Here is a 26,563-nt window from a genome sequence, read left to right as displayed (position 1 = left end):
ACTCGCGTTTTTCGGAACCCGTTCGACAGCGACGGCCCAGCCTCGAGACGGTGACGTTAGCGGTTTGGTGAGGGTTCTAATACTACTGGACAACAGTCAGTGAATACTCGATCGCGCCTCACCGTCTGTCGCCGCTGTCGACAGCGTCTCGAGTGCGATCGATGTCCGAACCGTTTTGTCCAGCAGTATAAGCCCCCACCCTCAAGGAGCGAACGAACGTGAGCGAGTAGGGTTGGATAGTTCACCCGCCGAGGAAATCCTGGCGAACCTGCTCGTCGGCGAGCAACGCGTCGCCGCTGTCCACGTATCTGTTCTGCCCCTGCACGAGGACGTAGCCCCGGTCACAGCGTCGTAGCGCCTCCTTCGCGTTCTGCTCGACGAGCAGGACCGCCGTCCCGTCGTCGTTGATCTCGTCGATCCGGTCGAACATGTCGTCGACGAGGTCGGGTGCGAGCCCGGCGCTTGGCTCGTCGAGCATCAGCAGGTCCGGGTCGAGCATCAGCGCCCGCCCCATCGCGAGCATCTGCTGTTGTCCCCCGCTCATCGTCCCCGCCTTCTGGGACTTGCGCTCCTCGAGGATCGGGAACCGATCGAAGATACGCTCGAGACGGTCTTCCGGAACCTCGTCCAAGATGTACGCGCCCATCTCGAGGTTCTCGATGACCGACAGCGACGGGAAGACGTTGTCGTTCTGTGGGACGTAGCCGATGCCGGTCGTGATGATGTCTTCGGGCCGGTAGCCGCTGATCTCCTGGCCGTCGAAGTCGACCGAGCCGCCCATGTACGTCGTCAGTCCGAAAATCGACTTCATCACCGTCGACTTCCCCGCCCCGTTCGGGCCGACGATGGTGACGTACTCGCCTGCATCGACGGCGAGATCGACGCCCTCCAGGATCTGCAGGTCGCCGTACCCCGCGTCGAGGCTCGAAACCTCGAGCAGCGCCATCAGACGTCACCCCCGAGGTACGCCTCGATGACCTCCTCGTTCGACGTGATGTCGTCGGCGGTACCCTCCGCCAAAACAGCACCCTGGTGCATGACGATGATGTGTTCACAGTGGTTCATAATGACGTCCATGTCGTGCTCGACGAGCAGGAACGTGTAGCCCTCCTCCTGGAGTTCGTGGATGTGCCCCAGGAGCTTCTTCTCGAGGGAGGGGTTGACGCCCGCCATCGGCTCGTCGAGCAACAGCATCTCCGGATCGGTCAACAGCGCCCGCGCCATCTCGAGCAGCTTTCGCTGCCCGCCCGAGAGGTTCCCGGCGTACTCCTCGGCCAGGTGGTCGATCTCGAAAAACTCGAGCATCTCCCAGGCGCGTTCTCGCATCTGCTCTTCCTGCTCGACGACCTCCCCTCTGGCGACCGGCGCGACCGACCGCCACAGCGACTCCCCGAGCTGGCCTTTCGGCGCGAGCATCATGTTCTCGAGGACAGTCATCTCGGGGAACTCGCGGGCGATCTGGAACGTCCGGACGAGGCCGCGGTTGGCGACCTGGTAGGGCTCGAGTCCCGTGATCTCCTCGCCGTCGAAGACGACCGAGCCCGCGTTCGGCGTGTGGACGCCCGTGATGCAGTTGAACGTCGTCGACTTGCCCGCACCGTTGGGACCGATCAGGCCGGTGATCGACCCCTGTTCGACGCCGAAACTCGCGCCGTCGACGGCGACGATGCCGCCGAAGCGCTTCTCGAGGTCGCGGATCTCGAGGATCGGCGCGTCGGTCGATCGGCGTCCGGTATCGGTCGTCGTCTGCTCGTCTGCTGGCGCTTCGGTTTCGACGTCACTCATCGGTCTCACCTCCGTCCGTCGCAGCAGGACGACGCGAGAGGTCGGTCGCCGCCGCGATCTCTTTCCGGTGGCCGAGCAGGCCGTCGGGTCGCCAGATCATCAGCACGATCAGGACGACGCCGATGAAGATAAACCGGATCTCGTCGAGACTGTCGATCAGGTAGCCGACGAGCGGTACCGGATCGAGCGATCCCAGTGAGACGAAGGCGTCGTAGATCGTCGGCGGCGCGCGGACGTCGAAGTTCGCCCGGGCGATCGACCGGAGGTACCGGGGACCTTCCCAGAGGAACGCGGCGAAGACGAAGCCGCCGACGATGCTCCCGGTGTTCGACCCTGACCCGCCGACGATGAGCGCGACGAAGATGTAGAACGTGATGATCGGCATGAAGTTGTTCGGACTGACGAGCGTGCGACTGCCCTGCCAGAGGATGCCTACGAGTCCCATCAGCGCACAGCCGAGCATGAAGACCTTGATCTTCGTGCGGTTCGTGTTCTTTCCAAGCGATCGGGCCGCGAGTTCGTCCTCACGGATCGCCTTTAGCACCCGGCCGAACGGGGAGTAGGCGATTCGGGTCAACAGCACGTAGAAGACGACGACGAAGACGATCAACACCAGCGTGTACGTGCCCTGTATCATGATCGATCTCGTGACTCCCAGTGCACCTCCCAGTCCGAACAGCACGTCGCCGAAGATCGTCGGGTCGCCGCCGCGCTCGCCACCGCCGAACAACAGGTAGTTGGCGACGACGTCGATCGGCGGGGCCCGGATACCGCTGCCGCCACCGGTCCCGAGTTCGACCGTCGGCACGGTGATCGGACCGACGCTGTACCCGCCCAGTTCGAACGATCGGAGCGATCTCGAGAGGAGGGCCCGGCGGATGATCTCGGAGAGGCCGAGCGTGACGATCGCGAAGTAGTCCGCGCGCACGCGAAGCGCTGGCAAGGCGGCGACGAATCCGACGGCTGCGGCAGCGAGCATGCCCCCGACGACGCCGACGATCAGCGGCAACCCCAGTCCGGGCGGCGAGCCGTCCGGTGCGGCGGTCAGCATCGCCATCGTGTACGCGCCGACGGCCATGAACCCGGCGACGCCGATGTTGAACAGGCCGGTGTACCCCCAGTGGAGGTTGAGCGCGAGCGCGGTGAGCGCGTAGACGGCCGCGAAGAACGTGATCTGCTGGAAGGTGCCGACGATCGAGTTGACGCCGACGCCGAACGCCAGTCCGACGACGGCGAAGAGGGCGTACGTCGCCAGGACGATCGCACCGATGAGCAAGACGTCGCTTACCCACTGGGGCTGTCTCGAGAACATCTCCGAGACGTCGTCTATCGCCGTCATGCCGTCTCCACCCCGCTGAACAGTCCGTCAGGCCGGAAGATCAACACGAGGATCATCAGCAGGAACGCGGCGATCTCGTTCATGTCCGCCGGAATCCAGACGAGCGAGAGGTTGATCGTGATGCCGATGACGAGCGAGCCGGCGAGTGCCCCGTAGATCGACCCGATCCCGCCGAGGATGACGGCAGCGAAGATCAAAAGCAGGAGGAACCAGCCGAGGTTGATCATGATCGTGCCGCGGTCGAGGACGATCAGGTAACCGGCGACGCCTGCGAGGCCGGCGCCGATCACCCAGGTCGCGAAGATCACGCGTTCGGTCGGAATGCCGGTGATGAGCGCGAGGTCCTTGTTGTCGGACATCGCCCGCATCGACTTCCCGAGTTTCGTGTACTGCAACAGCAGGTGGACCCCGAGCATCAACGCGACTGCCGAGAGGACGAGCGTCGCTTCGTGGAGGTCGATCGCTTCGACCGGGAGCAACGGCGGTTCCCACTCGGGTGCCGACCCCACGACGCCACGCGAGTCCGTCGTGTAGAACAGGGCGATGAGATACCTGAGTGCAAGTGCGACGCCGACGCTCGCGATGAGCAGCGGGATGCCACCCTCGTCGCGCAGTCGCCGGTAGATGAGTCGGTCGATGGCCAGCGCCACGGCGATCGTGACGACTGCGGACGTAATCAGTCCGAGGACGATCGCGAGCGGATTCGCGAGCACGTCCATCCCGAGCGCACCGGGCGGAGCGCGACCGTCCGCACGCAACAGAATTCGACTGCTGAACTCCGCGACGCCAGCCCCCCCGACGACGTAGGCGACGGTCCAGCCGGAAAAGGCCCCCGTCGTGATCAGGTCCCCGTGCGAGAAGTTCGCGAATCGAAGGATGCTGTAGGTCATCGAGAGGCCGATGGCCGCCAGGCCGATGTACAGCGAGTCGACGATGCCACTCCAGAGGTACGACCGCAAGCGATCGGCCGAGAGCTCCCCCACGACAACTTGCCGAACCAGATCGAAAAAGAGAACGACGATTCCGAGCAGGATGAGCGCCCCCACGAGTTCCTGCCCCGTCACGTCTGATACTTTCCTTCTCACGTCAACTGTACTCATGCTTGTTCGAGTGTTACGTCCCTGGTTGATATACTTCACGCAAACACGCGACACTCGCAAATTTTGTCGACGAACTATCTCGATTCCTGCCGGTTTTCTTCTATCAGCAGCTAGATCGACAAAATCACCGATTGCTGGATTCGTACGGTCCGCTGTGACGATTTACCGGCATAACAGCGAACTGTCTGCGGTTGTTCCGGCAATGGCTTCTCACGGTCCGTATCACGCCTCGCCGTACACCGGAACCGCCGCCCCGCTCGTGACCGACGCACCGTCGCTGCAAAGAAACGCCAGGACGTCGGCGATGTCGGCCGGATCGACCCACGAGTCGTGATCCGCGTCGGGCATCATCTCCCTGTTCATCGGCGTGTCGATCACGCTCGGCATCACGCAGTTCGCTCGGACCGTACCTCGATTCTCCTCGGCGAGTGTCTCGGTCAGTAGCCGAATCCCCGCCTTCGTGATCCGGTAGGGACCGTCGCCTTCCCCACCCTCGAGCGACGACCGCGAACTCACGCTGACGATCGACCCGTCCTGGGCTCGCAGGTGGGGAAGTGCGTGTTTCGAGGCCAGAAACGCCGTCTTCAGGTTGACGTCGACGAGGAAGTCGAACTCCGACGTGTCGGTCTCCTCGATCGGGTCGCCGCCACGCCAGGTCCCCGCGATGTTCAGCAGGTGATCGATCCGCCCGTGGTCGTCGACGACCCGATCGATCACCGTCTCGACTGCATCCTCGTCGGTCAGGTCGCCCCCGTAAAACTGCGTCCCATCGCCGACCTCGAGCATGGAGTCGTCGTCGCTCGGTTCGACCACGTCGACGGCACAGACCGTCGCACCAGCCTCGCGAAACCGCTCGACAGCGGCGCTTCCGAGTGCGCCGCTTGCGCCCGTGATCACCGCGACGGTTCCGTCGAAGTCGAATGTGGTTGTCGATTCCATACCACACGTATTCCGTCGAGGTGGATCAATCCGGTGGTCGGGCCACGACGATCGTTGACCTCCTCCCACCCCTGAAGGGCTGTCTCTTACCCATACGTCGGAGTCTCGCGAAAGCTGCGTTTCGGAGACTCTCGAGGCAGGCGAGAACGAACTGAGATCCACCGGGAAGAGAGACGAGATCGACGCCTGGTCACGGAGAGTGGTACTCGAGGCGACTGCTTTTGGATCCAAAATCACGGATTTCACCCGGCGAAAGACGCTGAAAACTGGTATCCCGAAAGCCACTCTCCGGTGGATCGCTCGCAGACTGGTGGCGCAACGTGTGGGTAAGAGACAGGGCTAAAGCCGTGAGCTTTCGCCTTGTACCCCCTGTAAGCGACGCAGCAGTTGCAGTCGAGTCGTCGATCAGTCGCCGCTCGCGGCCGTCGTCGTCACCGACACGCGACGCGTCCGCGGACCGTCACACTCGACCAGCAGGATCGACTGCCACGTTCCGACCGCGAGGCTGCCGTCCTCGACCGGCACCGTCACCGAGGGGCCGAGCAGCGTCGCCCGCAGGTGTGAGTCGGCGTTCCCGTCGAGTTCGTCGTGAGCGTGTCCCTCGTTCGGGACGAGATCCGACAGGAACGTCTCGACGTCGCCGCGCAGTCGCGGCTCGTTTTCCTGAACGACCAGTGCGGCCGTGGTATGCTCGACGAACGCAGTGCAGACGCCCCGGTCGACGGCCTCGGGGACAGCGTTCGCGACGCGGTCGGTCACGTCGACAGTCGTCAGTCTGGCGTCGGTGTCGACGGTAAACGTCATAGGCGTCGTGGCGACGACTGGCCCCAAAAGCGTGTCGCTCGAGGAGGTAATCACTCGGGCAGTTCGGCGAGCGCCCAGGAGGCCTGCTGGCGAACGTCGGGGTCGGGATCGTCGGCTGCGACCGCTGCCAGCCGATCGCGTGCCTCGACGATCTGGCCACGTCCGAGTGCGAGACAGGCGTTGCGGCGAACCGGGGCGTGATCGTCCGCGAGATGCTCTTGCAGGTGGCTTCGGGCCGGACGGACGGCCACTGCGGAACTCGCCGCGACGTGAGCGAGCGTGCACACTGCGTGTTCTCTGACCGACGGGTCGTCGGTCTCGAGCACCTCGACGATCGCGTCGACGTGGCCGACGACGGCGTCGGGCCGTCCTTCGGCGACGTGGGAGAGACAGCGAAGCGCGTGTGTCGTCTCCGGCCCCGGTTCCGACGTCTGTCCCTGGGCGAACTCGACGATCGCCTCGACCGACGGCGCGACGTCGTCGGATGATTCGGCAGCCAGCTCGGCGAGACAGTAGGCGACGTCCTCGTGGAACTCGAGCGACTCACGCTCGAGGAGCCGTCGCAGCTTCGGAACCGTCGGCAGATACGCCGCTGGATCGTCTTCGACGGCCGCACGAACGGTCTGGACGGTCTCGAACTGGACGCTCGCGTCGTCGGCGTCGAGTCGTGCGAGTATCGACGGCAAGTGAACGTCCTCGACGGCCGTCGCAGCGCCTCGCCCGGTCGAACGGGCCCCTTCCCCCGCCATTGTACCCGATACGTACAGTGTGACCAATAAAGACGTTCTGGCTTCAGTGGCAGAATTCGCAGGGATTTCCCCGACCGACTGCAGGCCGCGTCGCACGCTCGAGGAGCCGATAAACGGAGTTGAGAACGGCTAGGCCAGCCACTCCTCGGGTTTGGTGTCGTAGTCGACGTCGTCGGCCGCGAGGTGTTCGACCGCCTCCCACGGAACGTCTTCGACCGTTACCTCCTCGCCGTCGTAGCGGATCAGTTTCCCGCGCTCTTTCGGTTCGGGTTCGCGGTTGCGCCGCTTTGCGACCTCGATGTCGTGTTCGTCGACCTCCTTGACGATCGTCAGCAGGTTCACCGGCCGTCCCCAGAGCTCGAACACCCGTTTCAGCGTCTCTTTCGCCTGGCCGACGTCGAGCATGACGCCGTTGTACTGGTGGCCCAGCAGCAGTTCGCTCGCGTTGTTGTAGTTGCCGTCGTAGACCGCGATCGTCGGCTTCCCGAAGTTGGTAAACTGGAGCAGCAGCTTCTTCTTGACGTCCTCGGCGTCGGTACTCGAGACGTGGAAGCCGCCGGTCGCCTGGGAGTACTCGTAGGTGAAGTAGTCGTTCTCGGTGATGAACTCCTGGGTGAGAAACTCGTCTAAGAACGTCACGTCGTTGTGGTTCTCCCTGACGTCGTACATCCGGTCCCAGCCGGCAGTGAAGTCGACGTCCGCGAGCGCCTCCTCGACAGACGAGTAGCGAGCGTCGTCGAAGAGGTACCGGCCGATCCGCTCGAGTTCGTTCTGGTTCACGCTCGCGAGGAACCCGCGGTGCTGGCGCTTGACGAGCGAGTAGTGGCGGCGGGCCAGGCCCTCGTAGGTCAGTACCTTCCAGGGGTAGCGATCGACGTCGATTTCGCCCTCGCGGGCAGCCTCGAGCGCCTCGCGGTCGACGTACCGGTCGTCGACGTCCTCTAAGGCGTCGAGCGAATCCGACGTGATCGAGGCGATCGCCTCCGGTGGCTCGAGGGACTCGAGGACCTCGTCGAAGTCGACGACGTCGGTGAGGTTGCGCCAGGAGACGCCCTCGATCCGGAGCAGGCGTTCGATCACCTCGCGGCGGTTGGTCTTGTTCTCGACGTATCTCCACAGCGCGAATCCGAGGCTGTAAGGGTTGAGCCCGCCCGAGCCCAGCACTTTCGCCATGTGGTCGGCGTAGTTGAGGAACTCGTCGTCGCCGGCGAAGGCCTCGCCGCTCATCATCTTCGACTCCCAGTACGAATTGTGGTTGACGAAACCTGCGCCAGCGTATCGATGTGTCTCCTCGACGGAAACGTCGTAGACGGTTCCGGTAGACTCTTCGATCGACACGACTTCGTCGGTCCACGCCTCTTGCTCGTACCACGAGAGATCGTCGAGATACGCCCGTAGAGCGTCGGCCTTCTCGTGGTATCCGAACCCGATCTCCTCGGCGAACGTCCGGGCCGACTCCCCCGTGAGGTGGACGTGATAACAGCCGTCCGTTTGTTCTCGCCGTCGGCCGAGGATTCCGAAGTTCGTCAGGAGCAACAGGACTTGCTCGCTCATCTCCTCGCTTTTCGTCGTGAGAATGGCACCTTGTTTCCCGGCGTACCCGTCCGCGTCGAAGAGGCCACGAAGGAACTCGGCAACGACGCTCCGGGGCGATCGGAGAACCGGCTCCGGAATCGTCTTGCTACCCGCAGCCTTTCCATCCGGCATTCCGAGCACCTCCTGTAGCAGATCGACCAGGTTCCTGGAGTACGCGTACACACGCCACCGTTCGTCCTGCTTCTCGATCGTCGGATCGATCCCGAAGAGTTCGTCGACCAGTCCCGCGAACTCCTCGGCGTGGCGCTTTTCGCCGTTCGTGAACCCGACCTGTCCGGCAGCCGAAGACACGTGGCCGTCACCCACGAGTAACCCGAGGAATCGGCCGACCTGTTCGTCTACCGTGTCGGGAACGGCGACCGGGTCACGCTGGGCCAGTCTCTGGTCTTCCCCTTCGTACTTGGCCAGGGCGTTCTCTATGGCCTCGGCCTTCCGTGCCCGTCCGACCCGGCGGTACCGCATGACAGTCGAGACCGAAACCCCGGCTTCCTCGGCGACGTCGTCCAACGTGACGTTTTCGGGTGGTTCCCACTCGAGATCGACGTACGTCGACGGCCAGGTATCGTTTCCGCCCGTGATTTCTATCTCGTCGCCGATCGACAGTTCGTCGAGCCGAGCCCACGAACCGTCCGGAAGCCTGATCCGGTGGTTGTTCGACCCGGTCAGTTCGAAACCACGACGGGTCTCGATCGTCACGGTGTCGTGATCCGGGATAATATTGGAGTCGTAGACTTCTCGAGTGGTTTCGCCGTCGGAGACGGTCGTGTGGTCGTCGACAACGTCTCGCATCGGAACGAGCCCGTCGGCGGTGAATATCGGCGTTTCCGGGTCGACACAGGCCCACCCCTCGTTCATCACCTTCGTCATCTTCTGAGCAGCGAAGTAGTACGCCTCGGCGCGCATCATGTCGAGGACGTCGCGTTGCCACTCCGCCATCTCGACGGCCTTGCCCGACTCGGGGTCGTACTGCTTGCCGTGTTCGCGGACGAACGCCAGGATGTCTTTCTCCGGCTCTTCGGGGACGCTCGTCACGCCGTCGCCGTTCTCGAGCGCCTCGAGCCACTCCTCGTCGAAGACCTCGGCTTTGACCTCGTCGGAGAGGTCGAGTTCGTCGAGTTTCTCCGCGAGGTCCTCGTCGATTTCGTCCTCCGGTCCGCTGCCGAGGTCGAGTCGGCGGACGAACACCCGGTGTTGATCGATGTTGTCCTCGAGCGTGAGTGCGTGATCGATCCACTTCTCGACTTCGGCGCGGTCGATCTCGGAATCGGACATGTAGTCGCCGATCGCCCTGGCGTGGCGTTCGAGCATCGCCGCGGCGTCGACGGACTCCTCGTCTGCGCGCCCGGCAGTGAACATGCCGAACCACTCGTTGTTCGCGAAGAAATCGGAGTGAGCCTCGACGTGGGTGATCACTGCCTTCTGGTCTGCGACCGTGTTCGACTCCTGGAGGAAAGCGTGGGCGGGGTTGTCGTTGTTGACGATCTCGAATGCTTTCCCGCCGCTGTAGCGGTCCTGTTTCTGCTGGCGGTCGTACTGCATGCCCCACCGCCAGTGGGGATAGCGGGACTGGAACCCACCGTAGGCGATGAGTTCGTTCATCTCGTCGTAGTCGACGATCCAGTAGTTGACTGGGTACGGCTCGAGACCGAGTTTCTCTGCGAGGTTGCGGGCCTCGCGGACCGGTTCCTCGAGGTCGGTCGCGATCGCCTGTTTGCGGAATCTGTCGGTTTCACTCATCGGTCTCACCCTCCGTGCTGAGAATTTCGTAGATTGCGTCGGTCACGTCCGCCTCGCCGTTGACGTACGCCACCGCAACGTCGTCGTCGTCGTCGCCGAAGTGACGCTCGAGTTCCTCGGCGTGAGTGGCGTTGATCGCGTTCCCGCTGGGCTGGGTCTCGACGTAGGCGTGGAGGTTCGCCGGGATCTGCTCCATCAGCGGAATGACGCGCTCTTCGGTGTCGTTGCTCGAGTTCTCTGAGTCCCCGGCGGCGAAGACGTAGCGGTTCCAGTCGTTCCAGGGATACTCCTCTAACAGTTCGGCGGCAAGCTCGTACGCGCTCGAGATCTTCGTCCCGCCGCCCGATCGGATGCCGAAGAAGTCCTCGCGTTCGACTTCCCAGGCCTCGGCGTCGTGGGCGATGTAGACGAACTCGGCGTTGTCGTACTTGCCGGTGAGATACCAGTCCAGTGGGGTGAACGTCCGCTCGACGAGTTCGCGCTTCTTCTCGCGCATCGACCCGGAGACGTCGCGGATGTTGACCACGACGACGTTCTTCTCTTTCTCCTCGACGATCTCGGGGTGGCGGTAGCGTTCGTCCTCCCGGCGGAACGGGACGTGCTTGATCCCCTCGCGGCGGATCTTCTGCTGGACGCTCTCGCGGTCGACGTTCTCCTCGACCTCCTCGATCGAAGACCACGTTCCCAACTCGTCGTCGGGGAGTTCGCGGAACGCCTCCTCGATCCAGGCCATCGAGACGGGGAGGTTCTCGCCGCGTGCCCACTCGAAGACCTCTCGGGGGGTGATCCCCTCGACTTTGCACACCTCGCGCAAGAACTCCTCGTCAAAGTCCATCGCGAGTTTGCGCTTGAGGCCTTCTTTGAACATCCGCTCGAAGTCGAGCGTGCTGTCCGGCCCCGATCGCGTGAGGTCGGTAAACGGCCCCTCTTTCTCCTCGATCACCCGCTTTCCTTTCGGCTCCAGGTCGAGTCCGAGTTCCTCGTCGAGTTCCTGGGCGAACTCCTCGGGATCCATCTCGTAGTACTCGTGCTCGCCGCCGTCCTCGCCGGGCTCGTCGCCGTCGCCGTCGTCGTCGCCGGGCTGGGGCTGTGGCTGGCCGACGGGCTGGCCCACGTCGGGCGTCCCGCCGTCGCCCTGGCCGACCCCGCCCTTGTCTCGCTGGTCGTACTCGAACTCCGGCAGCGAGACGATCTTGACCGGGATGTTGATCTCGTCGGGACGGCTCCCCCCGAGGTCGCCGTACTGGATGAAGTCGGCGAGGTCCTCGCGGCGCTTTTCACCCACTTCACGGAACCGCTCGAGGTCGTCTCTCAGTCCCATCGGTAGCTCACCTGCCCCATGACGTGTCTGCTGGTCAGTTCTGCGGACGCCTCGGTGTAGTCGAAGAGGTCGCTCATCGTCTCGATGGTGTCCTCTTTGACCGCCTCGGTCTCCGTCCCGCTTGGCGGGTCGTCCCACTGACGGGGGTCGAAGTCTTCGAAGGTCCGACGGACGTCGTCCCAGTCGTGGGTCTCGAGGACGGTCTTGATCACCGGAATCGCGGTCAGGTCGACGTCCTCGACGCTGAAGTCCTCGTTGCGCTGTTCCCACGCGTGGCGGTTCAACGCGGTGATGACCTTCTCCCGGCGGAACTGCCGGACGCTCTCGCGGGGGCGGTTACCCTGGTAGGCCTCCTCGGCGAACCGCCCGAGGTGCTCGACCTCGAAGACTTTCATCTTCAGCGGGTCGGGTTCGACGCGCTCGCCGCGGTCGTTGTACAGCGGTTCGTCGGTCTCCCAGGCGTAGACGTGCTCGACGTACTCGGCGACGGTGTCCTCGTCGACGCGTTTGTCGTGCATGATCGCCTCGACGACGTCCTCCTCCTGTCGATCGAAGATGCGGTTTTTCACTGGCACCACGCGGTTCTCGAACTCGGACCGTTCGCCCGTCGAGAAGACGGGCGCGTCGCCCAGTCCGTCCGCCATCGCGTTCAGGACGTCACGTGGCATGATGACGTCCTCGACCGGCAGTTCCGGGTGGTGTCGGTCGCGGTCTGTCTGCAGCAGGTCCGCGAGCGTGTCCCGCGTGTACGTGACCGGAATGCCGTGTTCGCCGTTCTGTGCGCCGTCGTCGAAGTCGAACTCGTCTTTCTCGCGGCGGGTGTCGCCCTCCTGGAGGAAGCCCTGATCGAAGATCAACGCCTTGTCGACGAGGTCGAGCCCCGACGGCAGATCCTCGTCGGTGAGTCGCGTGACGACGGCGTACAGCGCGGCCGCCTCGAGCGCGTGCGGGGCGAACTCCCGCTCTCTGAGGTCGTCCGCGGCGTCTTTGACCGTCACCGTCACCGGTTCGCGGATCTTCGCCTCGAGTTCGTCGTACTCCTCGCCCTCCCAGACGGCCGTCTCGCCGGTGAGCTCCCGCCGAATGAGCTCCGTCTCGAGGCTGAGGTTCGTCAGGTAGCCAAACTCGTGTTTGTCGAGGCGGCGTTTCAGCGCCTTCAGCGGATCCATGCCGTTGCGATCTGCGTGCTGGTTGAGCTGGGCCTCGAGGTCGGGATTCGAGATGATCAGCAACTGGGTGTCGACGTCCATCCCGATGCCCTTGTCGAGTTTGACCGACGACTCGTCGGGGACGTTCAGCAGCTTCTGCAGGAGGTCGGCGTGCTGGGCGGCGTCCTCGACGATCGTCAGCGCACCGTTTCCCTGCGAGAGCACGCCGTCGTAGGAAAAGGCCTGCGGGTTCTTCCGGCCACGCGAGTCGAGTTCCTGGAGCATGCCGTGCATCCACGAGCCCACGAGTCGCTCTTTGGGCGGGCCGTCGTCTTCCGAGTGGAGGACGCCGACGCCCTGGCCGACGTCGACGACGTAGTTTTTCACCCGCAGGTGGTTCTCGTCAGTGATCGCCGAGAACAGCCCCTCCTCGCCCTGCCGGCGGTACCGTTCCTCGAGGAAGTCGTAGGCCTCCCGTGAGAAGGGATCGAGGCGGGCGTCGACTTCGATCGGGACGTGGTCGTCGAGTTGGTCGTTCAGTTCCTCGAGTAAGTCCGTACGGATCTCCTCGGGGAACACCGACAGCGGGTGAGCCTGAACGGGACTCTCGTACCAGTTCTCGTCGTCGGTCGCGGTGGGGTCGCCGCCGTAGCTCAGTCCCCGGGAGTCGGCGTCTGCGCTCTGGACGTTCCACTCGACGGTGTACCGTCGCCCCTCGGGCGTCTTCGAGTACTCGCGGAGACCGTTGACGAGACAGCGTTTCAGCTCCGACTTGCCCGTGGCCGTCGGCCCCTCGAACCAGATGATCTTCTCGTCTTTCCCGCGACCCGCGGCGATCGATCGCAGGTCGTCGACGAACCCGTTCAGGACCTCGGTGTTGCCGAGGATCGCGTGCTCGCCGTCGTTGTACGGGTCGTCGAAGAAGCGGTACCGCTGTTTCTCCTCGCCTTCCTCGACGACGGTCCGGGTTCCGGCGGCTTCGATCGCCTCGAGCAAGTACTTCGAGGCGTGGGAGGCGATCGTCGGGTTCTCGAAGATCCGGTCGACGTACGCCGCGAGGCTCATCGGCTCCTCGTAGGTCTCCTCCAGGGTGCGGTCGGCGTCGCGAACGTACTCCTCACCGGTCATGCTAGTCTTCGATCTCCGCTTTCGCGACCTCCGCACCGGCGAACTCGAGGACCTCCTTTGCGCCCTCCTCGGAGTACCCCTGCTCCATCAGCGCGTCGATCCACGAGGAGCGTTCGTCGTCGTCGAACTCGTTTGCGCTCACGAGCGCGGAGAAGTTGATGTTGTGTTTCTTGTCCTCCCAGAGCTTGCGCTCGAGTGCGCGGCGCAGGCGCTCGTTGTCCTGCGGGTTGAAGGTGTCCCCCTCGCGGGCGCGCCGGGAGACCCAGTTCGACACTTCCTGGCGGAAGTCGTCCTTGCGGTCTTCGGGCACGTTGAGTTTCTCCTCGACGCTTCGGAGGAACGTCTCGTCGGGCTCCTGCTCGCGACCGGTGAGTTCGTCCTCGATGGTGTCGTCGTCGATGTAGGCCATCACGTGGTCCATGTACTTCTCACCCTGGCGCTGGATCTCGTCGATGTCGTAGGCCAGCGCGTGGCGGACGTCCTCGATGGCCCGCTCGCGGTACTCCTCGCGGACCGTCTCGAGGTAGCGGTAGTACTGCTCGAAGTTCTCCTCGGGGATCGAGCCGTGGTGTTCCAGGTTCTCCTCGAAGAAGTTGAACACCGTAAGCGGCGAGAGGAAGCCACGACCACGGTGTTTCGAGTCCATGATCGCCTCGGCGATCTCGTCGCCGATAAAGCGAGGCGAGACGCCGACCATGCCCTCGCCGATCTCCGCCTTCTGTTCGGCCTCCTCGCGCAGTTTCTTCACGTCGATGTCGTCGCCCTCGTCGATCTCGCCGTTGTAGGCTTTCGCCTTCGAGAGCAGGTCGATCGTCTCGGTGTCGGGTTCTTCGATCCGGGTGAGCACGCCGAACAGGCCCGCCATCTCGAGGGTGTGGGGCTCGACGTTGATGTCGGGGACGTCGGCGTTGTTGAGCATCTTGTTGTAGATGAGCGCCTCGTCTTCGTACGAGAGGACGTACGGGAAGTCGATCCGCTTGGTGCGGTCGTTGAACGCCTCCATCTTCTCGTCGCCTTTTTTGTCCTTGTACTCGGGCATGTTCGTCCGCCCGACGATCACCTGGTCGATGTCGATCCGCGGGTTGTTCTTGGGCTTGATCGTCATCTCCTGGGTGGCGTGCAGGAAGTCGTAGAGGAACTCCCGCTGGAGTTTCAGCAGCTCCTCGCCGGAGAACACCCCGCGGTTCGCGTTACAGAACGCCCCGGAGTAGTCGAACGCTCGCGGGTCGGACTCACCGTAGATCGCGATCTTCGAGTAGTTGACGTCGCCGGTCAGTTCGGTCTCGTCCTGGTTTTTCTTGTCCTTGGGCTCGAACGTCTCGAGACACTGCCGTTTGTTCTCGTCTGCGACGAGGCGGACGATCTCAACGTGGTTGCGCAGGACCGTCTCGAGGTCGTCCTCGTAGTGGGCGAGCAGCCGATCCATGTAGAACTCGCTTTCGGGATCGAGACTCTGCTCGTTCTGGATCGTGTAGGGGGCGTCGAGTCGCTCGTTTAAGTCGTCGATGACCGACTGGCGCTGCTCGAGTGGCAAGAGGACGAGCGGATCCTGGTTCATCGGCGAGCGGACGGTGTCGTCCGACGGGTCCTGGTCGTCGATGACCTCACATAGATTCGTCCAGCGGAAGGTGTACATGCGACCGTCTTCGCGGAGCGTGTAGTCCTCGAAGTACCGCCGGACCTGCTTGTCGAAGTGGGACTTCCCGGAGCCGACGGGACCGAGCAGGAGCTTGATCCGTCGTTCCGGCCCGAGCCGGCGGGCGCCGGATTTGACCTTGTTGACGAACTCGTGGATCGACTGGTGAATTACCTTCCCGTAGAACGTGTTCTCGCCGTCGTTGAGTGGGTCGTCGGAGGCGAGTTGGTACTCGACGACGCCTTCGGTCTCGTCGTAGCTGGTCCCGTAGTAGTCGAACATGTCCGCGACGCGCTGGTGGGCGTTGCGGGCGACCTTCGGGTCTTCGTAGAGCTCCTCGAGGTACCAGTCGAAGCTCTTGGTCTCCCGCAGGTCCGCGGGCATCGACTCCTTGTATGCGTTGCTTATGTTCTCGAGCGTCTCGATGTCACCGTTCATGGTATCATTGCCAGTTGTCGTTCCCCCGTCCCCGTCCGTTCTGCGCGCCGCTTCCGAAGCGAACGGAGTTCCCTCTTCGGAACGCTGTCCGGTCGACCTCGTCGCGATGACGACTGGCCGACTGGCTGTCGAAATCCGTCCCACGACCGTTCGAACCCCGGACCGGCGACTCTTCGTGGGGACACGCGTCGAAGAGTGTGGGTCCGCTCGGGCGGCGTCGGGTTGCGGGTCATGTCTGAACTATCGCCACTCTGCCTGGTACCGACCTGATCGACGGCAGACGACGTCGCGCTGGGGACGAGCGCGGAGTGGTGCGGTGTGGTTCGATCCGGCGAACGGATATCGATAGTATTTAATGAGTGAGTAATCCACATACTTAAATCTGGCCCCAAAAGGTATTTACCAGGAGCAAATTTCGATACCGATCTGACAGAATCGTAGATTGTGAATGCATATCACACCGGCCGTGGGGTCCCGGTACGTATAAATGATCGGCTGGAATGATCCGGTCGTGCTCGCGCGCGCTCCAATGCGCGAGACGACAGGGGATATAACGACGCCGTCCCTACTACCCTGCATGACCGACTTCGCAGATCTCCCTGACGGGTGGGTCGTCTGGAGCGACGAGGACGACGGCCGGAGCGTCCTGGCCTACCGGCCCGACGTCTTCAACGCCGACGACTTCCCCGCGCCCTGCCTCCCGACGCTGTATCTCACCCAGGGGAAACGCTCTCGCCGTCCGGGCGTCAATCCTGCCGATCACGTTTTCGACGAAAACTGGTACGTCACGCTCTACCTCGAGCCGGACGTCTCCCTCGAGGCGGACCGATTCTCGAGTCGGGAGAAGGCCCTCGAGCGTGCCGTCTCGCTCGCCCGCCAGTTCGACGACGGTGAGATCGACTATCGCGACCTCTACCAGGTCCCTCGCGAGCGCTACTTCGAACGTCTCGACGAGCTCACTGGACGACGTGAGCCTTAACCGCACTCGACGAGAATCCACTCGTATGTCGACCGTCACCCTCATCGGTACTCGCCTGGCCGAACCCGACACCGAGTTCGTCTACCACGGCGAGGCCGACGCCTGCGCTGGCTGTCCCTACCGGAGCCAGTGTCTCAACCTCTCTCCCGGTACCCGGTACCGCATCACCGACGTCCGCGAGAACGCACAGACCCTCGAATGTGCGATGCACGACGGCGGCGTCCGCGCCGTCGAGGTCGAACCCGTCTCGGTCAGAGCGAACATCCCTTCGAAAGGAGCCTTCGCCGGGAGCAAAGCGAGCCTGCAGGGGCCCTGTCCCTACGTCGAGTGTCCGAGCCACGAATACTGCGAACCCGACGGCATCTCCTTCGACGAGGAGTATCGCATCGCCGAGATCGTCGGCGATCCGCCCCACGACGTCTGTCACCTCGACCGGTCGCTGGAACTGGTCGAACTCGAGACCGACGCCGACGGACGGAACTGACGCACTCGAGTGCAGGCGACCGTTTTTGTAGGATTCGGCCGAAACCCCGGCAATGAAGATCATCAAGGACAGCGTCCACGACCACATCGAAATCGACGGGGTCGCTCGAGACCTCCTCGATACGCCGGCTGTCCAGCGACTCCGGGGGATCTCACAGCTCGGAACCGTGTCGCTGGTCTACCCGTCAGCGAACCACACGCGGTTCGAACACAGCCTCGGCGTCTATCACCTCGCGTGTGAGGCACTCGAGGGATTCGGCGTCGAGGGGCGACAGGCCGAGCGCGTCCGGGCGGCCGCGCTCCTCCACGACGTCGGGCACGGACCGTTCAGCCACAACCTGGAGGACCTCACGTACCGACGGACGGGCAGGTACCACGACGACGTCCACGCCCTGCTGGCGTCCGGGCAGGTCGGGGACGTGTTGTGCGACCACGACCTCGATCCGAACGCGGTGGCGGATCTGGTCGCGGGCGAGGGGCGGTTCGGCCAGGTCGTCTCGGGCGAACTCGACGTCGACCGGATGGACTACCTCGTGCGAGACGCCCACCACACGGGCGTTCCCTACGGCACGATCGACCACGGCCGACTCGTGCGCGAACTGACCTTCGTCGACGACGAACTCGTACTGGGCGAGGGGAACGTCCAGACCGCCGAGAGCTTGCTCGTCGCGCGGGCGCTGATGAACCCGACGGTCTACAACCACAGCGTCGCCCGGATCAGCAAGGCGATCCTCCGACGAGCGAGCGAGCGACTCCTCGAGTCCGGCGCGGTCGACGCGGCGACGCTCCAGCGGATGGACGACCACGACCTGATCGTCACCTTGCGCTCTCACGAGGCGACGACCGAGTTCTCGCGGCGGCTCGACGAGCGGGACCTGTACAAGCGGGCGGTCTGGGCGGAGATCGACGACGTACCCGGCGGCATCATCGAGGCCGACCACGACTCGATCCGCGAGTTCGAACGCGAGATCGCGGACGCTGCGGAACTGGACGAGGCACACGTCGTCCTCGACGTGCCGGATCGGCCGTCGATGACCGAGTCGACGAGTCGGGTGGTCGTCAACGGCGAAATCCGCCGGCTGGGCCACCAGTCGCCGCTGGTCGACGCGCTGCGGGCGGCCCAGTACTCCCAGTGGCGACTCGGCGTCTACTCGCCGGCAGACGTCCGCGAACGGGTCGGCCGCGCCGCGGTTGACGTCCTCGGGCTGGACATCGACGGCTCGCTGGTGAGCGAGACGCGCGACGGCCTCTACGCGACGCTCGACCAGTTCCTCGAGTGATCGTGAGGACGACGGTGCCAACGCGAACGGTTCAAGACGCTCCCCTCGCAAGCGAGCGTATGGAACGCGCCGGGACGATCCTCAGGGGCCGAGAACTCGAGCCAGTCGAGGGGCGAGTGATCGTCGACGACGAGGGACGCATCGACCGGATCGAGGAGGAACCCGTCGACAGCGACGACATCGTCCTGCCGGCGTTCGTCAACGCCCATACGCACGTCGGCGACTCGATCGCGAAAGAAGCCGGGGGCGGCCTCTCGCTCGAGGAACTCGTCGCCCCGCCGGACGGGCTCAAACACCGACTGCTCCGGGACGCCACGCGGGAGGAACTGATCGAGGCGATGCGTCGGTCGCTTCGCTTCATGTCCCGTGGCGGGACGGCGGCCTGTCTCGACTTCCGCGAGGGCGACGTCGACGGCGTCCGACTGCTGCGCGAGGCGGCGAGCGGCCTCGAGATCGACGCGTTCGCGTTCGCCCGCGAGTCGGCCGAGGCGATGCGAGCGGGCGACGGGTTCGGTGCGAGCGGGGCGAACGACGACGTCTTCGACGCCGAGCGGGCGGCCACGCGGGAGGCGGGCAAACCCTTCGGCATCCACGCCGGCGAGGCGGACTCGAGCGACGTCGACCCGGCGCTCGACCTCGAGCCCGACTTCCTCGTCCACGTCGTCCACCCCGAACCGGCTCACCTCGATCGAATCGAGGACGGCCACGTTCCGGTCGTCGTCTGCCCGCGATCGAACCTCGTCACGGACGTCGGTCTGCCGCCCGTCGAGGACCTCGTAGAGCGGACGACCGTCGCGCTCGGGACCGACAACGTCATGCTCAACTCCCCGTCGATGTTCCGCGAGATGGAGTTCCTCTCGAAGCTGTCGGAGCTGTCGGCCCGCGACGTCCTCCGGATGGCGACGGTCAACGGGGCCGAGATCGCCGACCTCGAGTACGGCGTCGTCGAACCGGGCAAGCGAGCGCGACTGACGATCCTGGACGGCGACTCGGACAACCTCACCGGTGCGCGCGATCCCGTACGGGCGGTCGTCAGGCGGGCGAGCGTCGACGACGTTCGAGAAGTTGTCGCCTGATTCCCGATACTCGGTGGCCAGCCGCCCGTAATCCCGTGTTACCGCGCCGTGTGAGATTTTTGCGCGGCAATACTTATTATAGTTCGCGATAGTATGTCATACGATAGCACGATGTACGACACTATCCTCGTCCCGACCGACGGATCGACGGAGGTCGAACGCGCCGTCGAGTACGCGGTCGATCTCGCGAGGGCCCACGACGCGACGATCAAAGCGGTGTACGTCGTCGACGTGGCGAGCTACGGTGGGTTGCCGATGGAGACCGCCTGGGACGGTATCAGCGACACCTTGCGCGAGGAAGGCGAGGCGGCCGTCGGCCGGGTCGAGGAACTCGCGGGTGACGTCCCCGTCGAGACGGACGTTCTCGAGGGATCGCCGAGTCGGGTCATCGTCCAGACGGCCTCGTCCGACCGGTGTGACCTCGTCGTGATGGGGACACACGGCCGCGGCGGCATCGACCGACTGTTACTCGGCAGCGTCACCGAACGCGTCGTGCGCTCCTCGCCAGTGCCGGTGCTCACGGTTCGGGTCGACGAGAGAGAGCGAGAGCAGGACGAACCGCCCGTTAACGCGCGCGCAAGCGCAGAATAGTTACTACGTCGCTACGTCGGTCGAAGGTGTTCGCAGTCGCCCGCCGACACCTGCCGACGTTCGTCGCCTACCTCGACGACGAGCGCGCCGGACTCCGTGACGTCGACCGCGTCGCCGACGAGTTCTCCGTCCGGCAGGTCCACCCGGACGCGCTGGCCGATCGTCAGCGCCAGTTCGCGCCACGCCGGGATCACTCCCTCGAGGTCGCGAAAGGCGTCGAACTCCTCGAGCAGGTGCTGGACGAACACCCGGCGATCGAACTCACCGACTTCCTCGCGGATGCTGGTCGCACTCTCGGGGAGCGCGTCGCCGTCGACGTCCGCGTTGACGCCGATGCCGACGACCAGCCACGCGATCCGGTCGGTCTCGGCTTCCATCTCCGTCAGGATTCCCGCTAGCTTCTGGTAGTCGCCCTCGTCGCCGACCGGAACGACGACGTCGTTCGGCCACTTGATGCGGGCGTCGACGCCGGCCTCTCGCGCCGCGCGCGCGATTGCGACGGCCGCAGCGAGCGTAAACAGCGGCGCTCGAGCGGGCGGGACGGTCGGCCGACAGACGAGACTCGCCCAGACGCCGCCCGGCGGCGCGGTCCACTGCCGCTCGAGTCGGCCGCGACTGCCGGTCTGTTCGTTCGCGACGACGACAACGTCCGCGACGCCCTCGGTCGCCAGTTCGCGCGCCCGGTCGTTCGTGCTGCCGATCGTCTCGTGGTACTCGACCGAGAACGGGGCCTCGAGGCCGTACTCGATCGCCGGTCCGTTGTACTCCGTCACGTCGACGAGTTCGTACCCGCCGGGACCGCTCTCGATTTCGAAGCCCGCCTCGCGCAGTTCTTCGACGTGCTTCCAGACGGCCGCCCTGGAGACGTCGAGCGAGTCGGCCAGCGTGGGTCCCGCGACGGGGCCGTCCGCGAGCGCCTCGAGGATCCGTCGGCGCGTCTCGTTCATGCCCTCGAGAGGGAAGCGAACGCCCTTGAATCGAACGGGTCGACGCGACAGTCGTTCTCATACTACTGGACAAAACGATTCACACATCGATCGCACTCGAACGGCCGTCGCCAGCGGCGACGGGACGTGAGACGTGATCGAGTGTTCAGTGACTGTTGTCCGGCAGTATCAGTCGCGAAACTCGCGGAGCTTCTCGCGGCCAGGGGCGATCAGTTCGTCGAGGTACGTCGCGAGCGTGCTCTTGGCGTCGGCAGGGTGGAGTTCGCCGGACTCGAGGTCGGCCGCGAGCTCCTCGTAGTCGTCGTAGGTGAGGTCGCCGCCGTACTTTTCGGGGCGCTCGACGGTGACAGACTCGAACCGCGGGAAGACGTGGTACTCGAACAGCTCGAGGACGGGATTCTCGCGCTCGTTGCCGTCTTCGTCCGGTTCCGGATCGCGCGTCGGCGGACAGAAAGCCGAGTTGACCTTCTGTTCGATCTCCTCGGTCGAGTCCTCCATCGAGATCGTGACGCCCTCGCTCGAGGACATCTTGCCCACGCCCGTCGTCAGGTCCGCGAGGATGGGCGTGTGCAGGCAGGGGCGGACCTCGTAGCCGAGTTCGGGCAGTTCCTCGCGGGCGAGCATGTGGACCTTCCGCTGGTCCAGTCCGCCGACGGCGAGGTCCAGGTCGAGGTACTCGATGTCCAGCGCCTGCATCAGCGGGTAGACGACGTGGCTGACTTTCGCTGCCTCGCCGCTCTGGAGTTCGGCCATCGCCCGCTGGGCGCGGTTGAGCGTCGTCGCGAGCTCGAGGGTGTGCAAGTCGAGCGTGTACTCCTCGTCGAGCTGGTACTCTGAGCCGTAGACGAACTCCGTGCGCTCCTCGTCGAGCCCGTAGGCGAGAAACTGGGCGCGCATCTGTTCTGCCGTCTCGCGGATCTCCTCGAACGTACCCTTGCCGTTGAGGTAGGCGTGGACGTCCGCGAGCAGGACGACGACGTCCATGCCGGCCTCCTGCAAGTCGATGAGCTTGTTCGCGGTGAGCAGGTGGCCGAGGTGGAGCACGCCGGAGGGCTCGTAGCCAACGTAGACCCGCTTTCCCTCGGGTTCGGCCGCGAGCTCACGGACCTCCTCGTCGGTGACGACCTCCTCGGCGTTTCGCGTGATCAACTCGTAGGCGTCCATATCTTGTGGGTACCGGAGGAAGGATTTATGACTTCTTGAACGCTGTTACCGGGTCGGTCGGCGACCACGACCTGCCGGTTCGGCGACGCTCTCGCCTCGAGTAGACACGCCCACACAGGCTACGGTGCCCAAGCGGGCCGTACGACCGTGACGCGCTCATTCGACGAGTCGAAACCGCTCGCTGCCACAGGGGCACCTCTCTCCGGTTCCGATCGGACGAACCGTTCCGTCCGGCCACAGCCGCGCTGCGAAGATGGAGCCACACTGTTCGCAGATTGCGGCCGTCTTCTCCGTCCCTTCGAACGATGCCATGCAGTTACTGCTACGACCACGTCAGGACGCATCAAGGTTGGTAATAAAGATCCAGAATATGTGAGCACAAGGATTATCTCGTTCGACCGATCGGTCGATGCGGTATCGATGCGTCTCCAGTGAGTGACGGCAACGCATCGTCGCCCTGACAACCCGAACCCGCCGCGATCACTCGTCCAGCCGCTCCGAGAGCCGGTCGAACCGCTCTCTGGCAGTTTCGCGCCGTTCTCGCGTCTCCTCCGGTCGGTAGGTCGCCTCGACGAGCGATCCGTCGTCGATCGAGACGTCGAACACCGCGCCCTCGCGTCGCCCGACTTCCGGCAGCGTCTCGACGTTGACCACCAGTTCGTCGACGACGCGGTCGGCCGACTCGAGCAGCAAGACCGCCTTCTGTTCGTCGACGATCCGATCGAGGACCGCGGTCGCGGATTCGGTCATCGGCCACCCGTAGGGACTCCAGTCACATCAATCGGCGGTCGACCCAGCGAGGCCGACGCGGCCTCGTGCTTGCGCTCGAGCAAGGCCGTAGCGTCCGTCGGTCCCGATCGCTCCGTCTCGACGTCGACATCCTCGCCGTCGGTCGTCACGACGACGTCGCCGTGGACGGCGGTCCAGTAGGTCTCGATCCCGCGCTCGGCGAAGGCCGCGAGCACCTCGTCGTGGGGGTGGCCGTACTGGCTGTCGAGGGCGCTCGAGATCACGACGACCTCGGACGAGACGGCGTCCAGAAACGGCGGGGTCGAACTCGTCGACGACCCGTGGTGGCCGGCCTGGTAGACGTCGGCCGCGAGTTCGTGGCTCCAGTCGTCGACGAGCCGTCGTTCGACGTCGGACTCGGCGTCGCCGGTCGTCAGGTACCTGAACGAGCCGAACTCGATCGCGAGCACGATCCCGTCGCCGCGGGGGTCGGCCCCGCCCTCGGGCGGACTCAGTACCGTCGCCTGGATTCCCTCGATGGGTAGTTCGTCCCCCTCCCGGACCTCGTAGAGGGGCACGTCGTGGCGTTCGACCGCGTCCAGGTACTGGTCGTAGGTCGCGGTCGTGCGGACGATTCCGGGATCGTAGACCGCGCCGACGCCGTCGCCGTTCGCCTCGACGTGATCGATGACGGCCGCGTGGCCGCCGACGTGGTCCGCGTCGGGATGGGTCGTGACGAGGTGGTCGACCCTGTCGATTCCAAGCCGCTCGAGGGAGGCGACGACGTCCTCGCCGTCGTCTCGCCAGTCGCCCGTGTCGACGAGCACCGTCTCGTCGGCGGGCGTAATCAACAGCGTCGCGTCCGCCTGCCCGACGTCGAGGTGGTGGATCTCGAGTTCGCCGTCTACCGGATCGGACTGCGAACCCGTCCCTCCGTCGCTGTCGGTCGTCGGATCGACGTCGGCGTCGGTCGGAGCCCCGGCACAGCCCGCGAGGACGAGTCCCGCAGCGACGATAACGACGAGGAAGGTGTGGCGCATACCGTAACGTATTGAGTAGCGGTACGTATGGGGATTCTGATCGACGGCCTGTCGAGAAACTCACACTACGACGGTACCCATTCGATCGCGTCTCGACGTCTGTCACAGCCAGCGGCGGCGTCTCGAGTACGATCGACGGCCGAACCGTGTCGTTCGGCAGTATCAGGACGGCCGCAGACTGGAGTCCCCTTGCCGTTCGAGACGAAGCGTTTTTTTCGGTCGCCCCCGCGACGCCACGCATGACCGAACTTACTGCCCACCACGTCGGCGTGACCGTGACCGACCTCGAGGAGGTCCTCGCGTTCTACCGCGACGTGCTCGGCTTCGACGTCCTCGATCGTTTCACCGTCTCCGGCGAGGCGTTCGCCGACGGCGTCGGCGTCGTGGGCGCGACGGGCAGGTTCGCCCACCTCGACGGCGGAAGCGTCCGCGTCGAACTCGTCGAGTACGATCCCGAGGGGTCGAACTGTACGGCGGACGCGATCAACCAGCCCGGCGCGAAACACGTCGGATTCGTCGTCGACGACGTCGCGGCCTTCTACGACGGCCTCCCTGCGGACGTCGAGACGCTGAGCGAGCCCCGGACGACCGAGAGCGGGACGACCATCCTGTTTCTCCGCGACCCCGAGGGCAACCTCGTCGAGGTCCTCGAGACGTGAGGGCGGGTCGAAACTCCCGGAAGCGCCCTCCCCGAACCCAACGGTTTTGCCCGGACGAGCCGAACGGACGATCATGAGCGAACTCGAACCCGACACTCTGTTGCCCAGCGATCGGATGCGAACGCAGGCGCTCGAGGGCGAGGTGACGCAGATCCACCGCGGCCAGCAGTACGCCGAGGAAGGCGACACGTTCACCATCGACGACGTCACGTTCGAGGTGGTCGAGGTGACAGACCGCACGCTCGGCGACCTGACCGACGACGACGCCCGCGCCGAGGGAATGTCGGGACTCGAGGAGTACCGGCAGGTCCTCGAGCGAGCACACGACAACTTCGAGTGGGACGACGACTCCGACGTCGTCTTGCACCGTTTCGAACGGCGGTAATCGTCGGCCTCGAGGCCGTTGCTACTTCTCGCGGCACCAGAGGGAGTCGACTACCGGCCGCAAGGCTGCGGTAGGACTCGACCGTTCGATTCGAGGAGTGTTTCTTCCGTTATTCGTTCTCGGTGCGTCGACCTCGATCCCAGACGTTCGTCACGGACTCGCCGTTCGGTGGTGTGTGACTCACGTCTCTCATCGTCTGCTTTGCCATATTGTACCACGGTACCGAACGGCACTACATAACGCTTGCGTATAGTAGATGCTTACAATATTATGTGTTAATATGCCGTACAGCGATCACCGTCGCCCGTCACGATCGGTCGAAGCAACCGAGCGCCCGATTACGGCGTCCAGCCACAATCACGCGCGGACACGTCCCTCGAGTTCCTCCCGCGTTTTCCGGTGGCGGTAGCGAAACATCGGATCGAATCCGACCCGCGAGAACGGTGCGAGTGCGCCACCGAGTTCGCCCATCGGGAGTTCGTACTCGACCAGGTCGCGGACGATCGTCTGCTCGCCGTCGGCGTAGAACGCGTGGGTGTGGATCCACCGATCGAACGGACCGTCGACCATCTCGTCACGAAAGTACGCCGTCCCGTCGGTTCGTTCGCGCTCCGTGATCAGCGACGTCCAGTGCTGGCGCGGCCCCACGCCGAACGGCTGCATCGACAGTGCCACCTCCGCGCCTGCCTCGAGAATCTCCGGGTTCGACTCGCCGTCGGGACCGATCACCGACTCGACGCGAAGCGCCAGCCACTCCGGGGTCAGCGCCTCGAGTCCCTCGATGCGTGAGTGAAACTCCCAGACGTCCTCGAGCGGGGCACGGACGCGCGTCTCGCGTTCGTAGCTCGGCATACACGAACAGACGGTGTCACCGGCCAAAACTCCGGGGCTTCCGGCGACGCGCTCGCCGAGTTCGACGGTGCCGATCCGGTCCGGTTCGTCGTCGCTACGTCACTTGAGTCGTTCTTGCAGAAACGAGGGGTGGGCAGCGGTGACGCCGTCGATCTCGAGAATTTCCTCGGAGATGATCGCACCGAGTTCGTCGCCGTCGGCGGCGCGCACTTCGGCCATCAGCATGTGGTCCCCGCTCGAACTGTAGAGCGCCTCGACTTCGTCGAGCTGCTTGAGGGCTTTCGTCGCCTCGACGTACCGTTCGCTGGCGACGTCGATCCCGACCATGGCGATGGTCTGACTCGAGAGTTTCTTCGGGTCGACGTCCGCCGAGTATCCGACGATGACGCCGTCGTCCTCGAGTTGTTTGATGTACTTTCGAACCGTCGGCTTCGAGACGTCCGCCCGATCTGCGATCTCGGCGTAGGACGCCTGGGCATCCTCCTCTAGAACGTCGAGGATGCGGTCCTCTGTAGATCGGCTACTCATGTCGTTATATTTTGCCGGGTCGGAAAAATATCTTTTGTATTCGAAAACGCCGACACCTCGACCGAAAACCCCCGCCCGTCGTGCGATTTGTCGTCGTCGTTTCAGCGATTCTGAACGAGTCGGCGGTCGG

General features: G+C 64.4%; 26 protein-coding genes. 7 read left to right on the top strand and 19 right to left on the bottom strand.

Annotated elements, in window-relative coordinates; genetic code table 11:
* Positions 1–241: 241 nt before the first annotated feature.
* From MU558_RS13855 to MU558_RS13805, 11 genes are all read right to left on the bottom strand, one after another.
* Positions 242–946 (bottom strand): ABC transporter ATP-binding protein, encoded by a 705-nt coding sequence (locus MU558_RS13855; RefSeq protein WP_246967117.1) that lies wholly within the window; start codon positions 944–946, stop codon positions 242–244.
* The gene (locus MU558_RS13850) at positions 946–1,785 is read right to left on the bottom strand and encodes an ABC transporter ATP-binding protein (RefSeq protein WP_246967115.1); all 840 of its coding nucleotides are present in this window, start codon (positions 1,783–1,785) and stop codon (positions 946–948) included. The genes MU558_RS13855 and MU558_RS13850 overlap by 1 nt, the downstream gene beginning before the upstream one ends.
* A complete protein-coding gene (locus tag MU558_RS13845) occupies positions 1,778–3,124 on the bottom strand; it encodes a branched-chain amino acid ABC transporter permease (RefSeq protein WP_246967113.1) in 1,347 nt (448 codons plus the stop codon). The genes MU558_RS13850 and MU558_RS13845 overlap by 8 nt, the downstream gene beginning before the upstream one ends.
* The gene (locus MU558_RS13840) at positions 3,121–4,224 is read right to left on the bottom strand and encodes a branched-chain amino acid ABC transporter permease (protein WP_246967111.1); all 1,104 of its coding nucleotides are present in this window, start codon (positions 4,222–4,224) and stop codon (positions 3,121–3,123) included. The genes MU558_RS13845 and MU558_RS13840 overlap by 4 nt, the downstream gene beginning before the upstream one ends.
* 222 nt (positions 4,225–4,446) lie before the next feature.
* Positions 4,447–5,163 carry an SDR family oxidoreductase gene (locus MU558_RS13835; RefSeq protein WP_246967109.1) on the bottom strand — a complete coding sequence of 239 codons (717 nt, stop codon included), beginning with the start codon at positions 5,161–5,163 and terminating at the stop codon, positions 4,447–4,449.
* A 405-nt stretch (positions 5,164–5,568) separates the two neighbouring features.
* Positions 5,569–5,967 (bottom strand): secondary thiamine-phosphate synthase enzyme YjbQ, encoded by a 399-nt coding sequence (locus tag MU558_RS13830; RefSeq protein ID WP_246967106.1) that lies wholly within the window; start codon positions 5,965–5,967, stop codon positions 5,569–5,571.
* A 50-nt stretch (positions 5,968–6,017) separates the two neighbouring features.
* On the bottom strand, positions 6,018–6,716 hold the full coding sequence (locus tag MU558_RS13825; protein WP_246967098.1) for a HEAT repeat domain-containing protein: 699 nt from the start codon (positions 6,714–6,716) through the stop codon (positions 6,018–6,020).
* Between the two features lie 129 nt (positions 6,717–6,845).
* Positions 6,846–10,049: a SpoVR family protein gene (locus MU558_RS13820; protein WP_246967096.1), complete on the bottom strand. Its 3,204-nt coding sequence runs from the start codon at positions 10,047–10,049 to the stop codon at positions 6,846–6,848.
* Complete coding sequence (locus MU558_RS13815; RefSeq protein WP_246967094.1) at positions 10,042–11,370, bottom strand: YeaH/YhbH family protein; 1,329 nt, start codon at positions 11,368–11,370, stop codon at positions 10,042–10,044. The genes MU558_RS13820 and MU558_RS13815 overlap by 8 nt, the downstream gene beginning before the upstream one ends.
* Positions 11,361–13,646 (bottom strand): PrkA family serine protein kinase, encoded by a 2,286-nt coding sequence (locus tag MU558_RS13810; RefSeq protein WP_246967091.1) that lies wholly within the window; start codon positions 13,644–13,646, stop codon positions 11,361–11,363. Before MU558_RS13810 ends, MU558_RS13815 begins: the two co-directional genes overlap by 10 nt.
* 1 nt (position 13,647) lies before the next feature.
* Positions 13,648–15,720, bottom strand: a complete 2,073-nt coding sequence (locus MU558_RS13805; protein ID WP_246967090.1) for a PrkA family serine protein kinase — start codon at positions 15,718–15,720, stop codon at positions 13,648–13,650.
* Between the two features lie 577 nt (positions 15,721–16,297).
* On the opposite strand from MU558_RS13805, the gene MU558_RS13800 reads away from it, so the two are divergent.
* The 5 genes from MU558_RS13800 to MU558_RS13780 all read left to right on the top strand — a co-directional run bounded on the left by MU558_RS13800 (position 16,298) and on the right by MU558_RS13780 (position 20,129).
* A complete protein-coding gene (locus tag MU558_RS13800; RefSeq protein ID WP_246967088.1) occupies positions 16,298–16,699 on the top strand; it encodes a DUF5820 family protein in 402 nt (133 codons plus the stop codon).
* A 25-nt stretch (positions 16,700–16,724) separates the two neighbouring features.
* Positions 16,725–17,183, top strand: a complete 459-nt coding sequence (locus MU558_RS13795) for a UPF0179 family protein (RefSeq protein ID WP_246967085.1) — start codon at positions 16,725–16,727, stop codon at positions 17,181–17,183.
* A 52-nt stretch (positions 17,184–17,235) separates the two neighbouring features.
* Complete coding sequence (locus MU558_RS13790) at positions 17,236–18,462, top strand: HD domain-containing protein (RefSeq protein ID WP_246967072.1); 1,227 nt, start codon at positions 17,236–17,238, stop codon at positions 18,460–18,462.
* Positions 18,463–18,521: 59 nt separating this feature from the next.
* Entirely contained in the window at positions 18,522–19,538 is a 1,017-nt protein-coding gene (locus MU558_RS13785) for an amidohydrolase family protein (protein WP_246967070.1), read from the top strand.
* A 111-nt stretch (positions 19,539–19,649) separates the two neighbouring features.
* Positions 19,650–20,129 carry a universal stress protein gene (locus tag MU558_RS13780; protein ID WP_246974996.1) on the top strand — a complete coding sequence of 160 codons (480 nt, stop codon included), beginning with the start codon at positions 19,650–19,652 and terminating at the stop codon, positions 20,127–20,129.
* Positions 20,130–20,140: 11 nt separating this feature from the next.
* Here the strand turns inward: MU558_RS13780 and MU558_RS13775 are convergent, their stop codons facing one another.
* The 5 genes from MU558_RS13775 to MU558_RS13755 form a co-directional block, all read right to left on the bottom strand.
* Entirely contained in the window at positions 20,141–21,076 is a 936-nt protein-coding gene (locus tag MU558_RS13775) for a biotin--[acetyl-CoA-carboxylase] ligase (protein ID WP_246967065.1), read from the bottom strand.
* A gap of 168 nt (positions 21,077–21,244) precedes the next feature.
* Positions 21,245–22,240, bottom strand: coding sequence for a tyrosine--tRNA ligase (locus tag MU558_RS13770; protein WP_246967063.1), 996 nt, complete (start codon positions 22,238–22,240; stop codon positions 21,245–21,247).
* A 156-nt stretch (positions 22,241–22,396) separates the two neighbouring features.
* Positions 22,397–22,552 (bottom strand): hypothetical protein, encoded by a 156-nt coding sequence (locus MU558_RS13765; protein ID WP_246967061.1) that lies wholly within the window; start codon positions 22,550–22,552, stop codon positions 22,397–22,399.
* Positions 22,553–22,720: 168 nt separating this feature from the next.
* Entirely contained in the window at positions 22,721–22,990 is a 270-nt protein-coding gene (locus MU558_RS13760; protein ID WP_246967059.1) for a DUF3006 family protein, read from the bottom strand.
* A complete protein-coding gene (locus tag MU558_RS13755) occupies positions 22,987–24,009 on the bottom strand; it encodes a ComEC/Rec2 family competence protein (protein ID WP_246967057.1) in 1,023 nt (340 codons plus the stop codon). Before MU558_RS13755 ends, MU558_RS13760 begins: the two co-directional genes overlap by 4 nt.
* 239 nt (positions 24,010–24,248) lie before the next feature.
* Here MU558_RS13755 and MU558_RS13750 point away from each other — a divergent pair, with 239 nt between their 5' ends.
* A complete protein-coding gene (locus tag MU558_RS13750; RefSeq protein ID WP_246967055.1) occupies positions 24,249–24,668 on the top strand; it encodes a VOC family protein in 420 nt (139 codons plus the stop codon).
* 73 nt (positions 24,669–24,741) lie between these two features.
* Positions 24,742–25,053, top strand: coding sequence for an ASCH domain-containing protein (locus MU558_RS13745; RefSeq protein WP_246967053.1), 312 nt, complete (start codon positions 24,742–24,744; stop codon positions 25,051–25,053).
* A 109-nt stretch (positions 25,054–25,162) separates the two neighbouring features.
* Here the strand turns inward: MU558_RS13745 and MU558_RS23540 are convergent, their stop codons facing one another.
* The 3 genes from MU558_RS23540 to lrpA1 all read right to left on the bottom strand — a co-directional run bounded on the left by MU558_RS23540 (position 25,163) and on the right by lrpA1 (position 26,433).
* Positions 25,163–25,246 carry a DUF7989 family protein gene (locus MU558_RS23540; protein ID WP_486641999.1) on the bottom strand — a complete coding sequence of 28 codons (84 nt, stop codon included), beginning with the start codon at positions 25,244–25,246 and terminating at the stop codon, positions 25,163–25,165.
* Positions 25,247–25,410: 164 nt separating this feature from the next.
* Entirely contained in the window at positions 25,411–25,905 is a 495-nt protein-coding gene (locus MU558_RS13740; protein WP_246967051.1) for an SRPBCC family protein, read from the bottom strand.
* 99 nt (positions 25,906–26,004) lie between these two features.
* Complete coding sequence (gene lrpA1 / locus MU558_RS13735) at positions 26,005–26,433, bottom strand: HTH-type transcriptional regulator LrpA1 (protein WP_246967050.1); 429 nt, start codon at positions 26,431–26,433, stop codon at positions 26,005–26,007.
* Positions 26,434–26,563 lie beyond the last annotated feature (130 nt).

The organism is Natribaculum luteum, from assembly GCF_023008545.1.
GTDB classification, from domain to species: Archaea; Halobacteriota; Halobacteria; order Halobacteriales; family Natrialbaceae; genus Natribaculum; species Natribaculum luteum.
The sequence above is the reverse complement of the archived record's forward strand: the minus strand, read 5'-3'. Positions and strand labels throughout refer to the sequence as shown.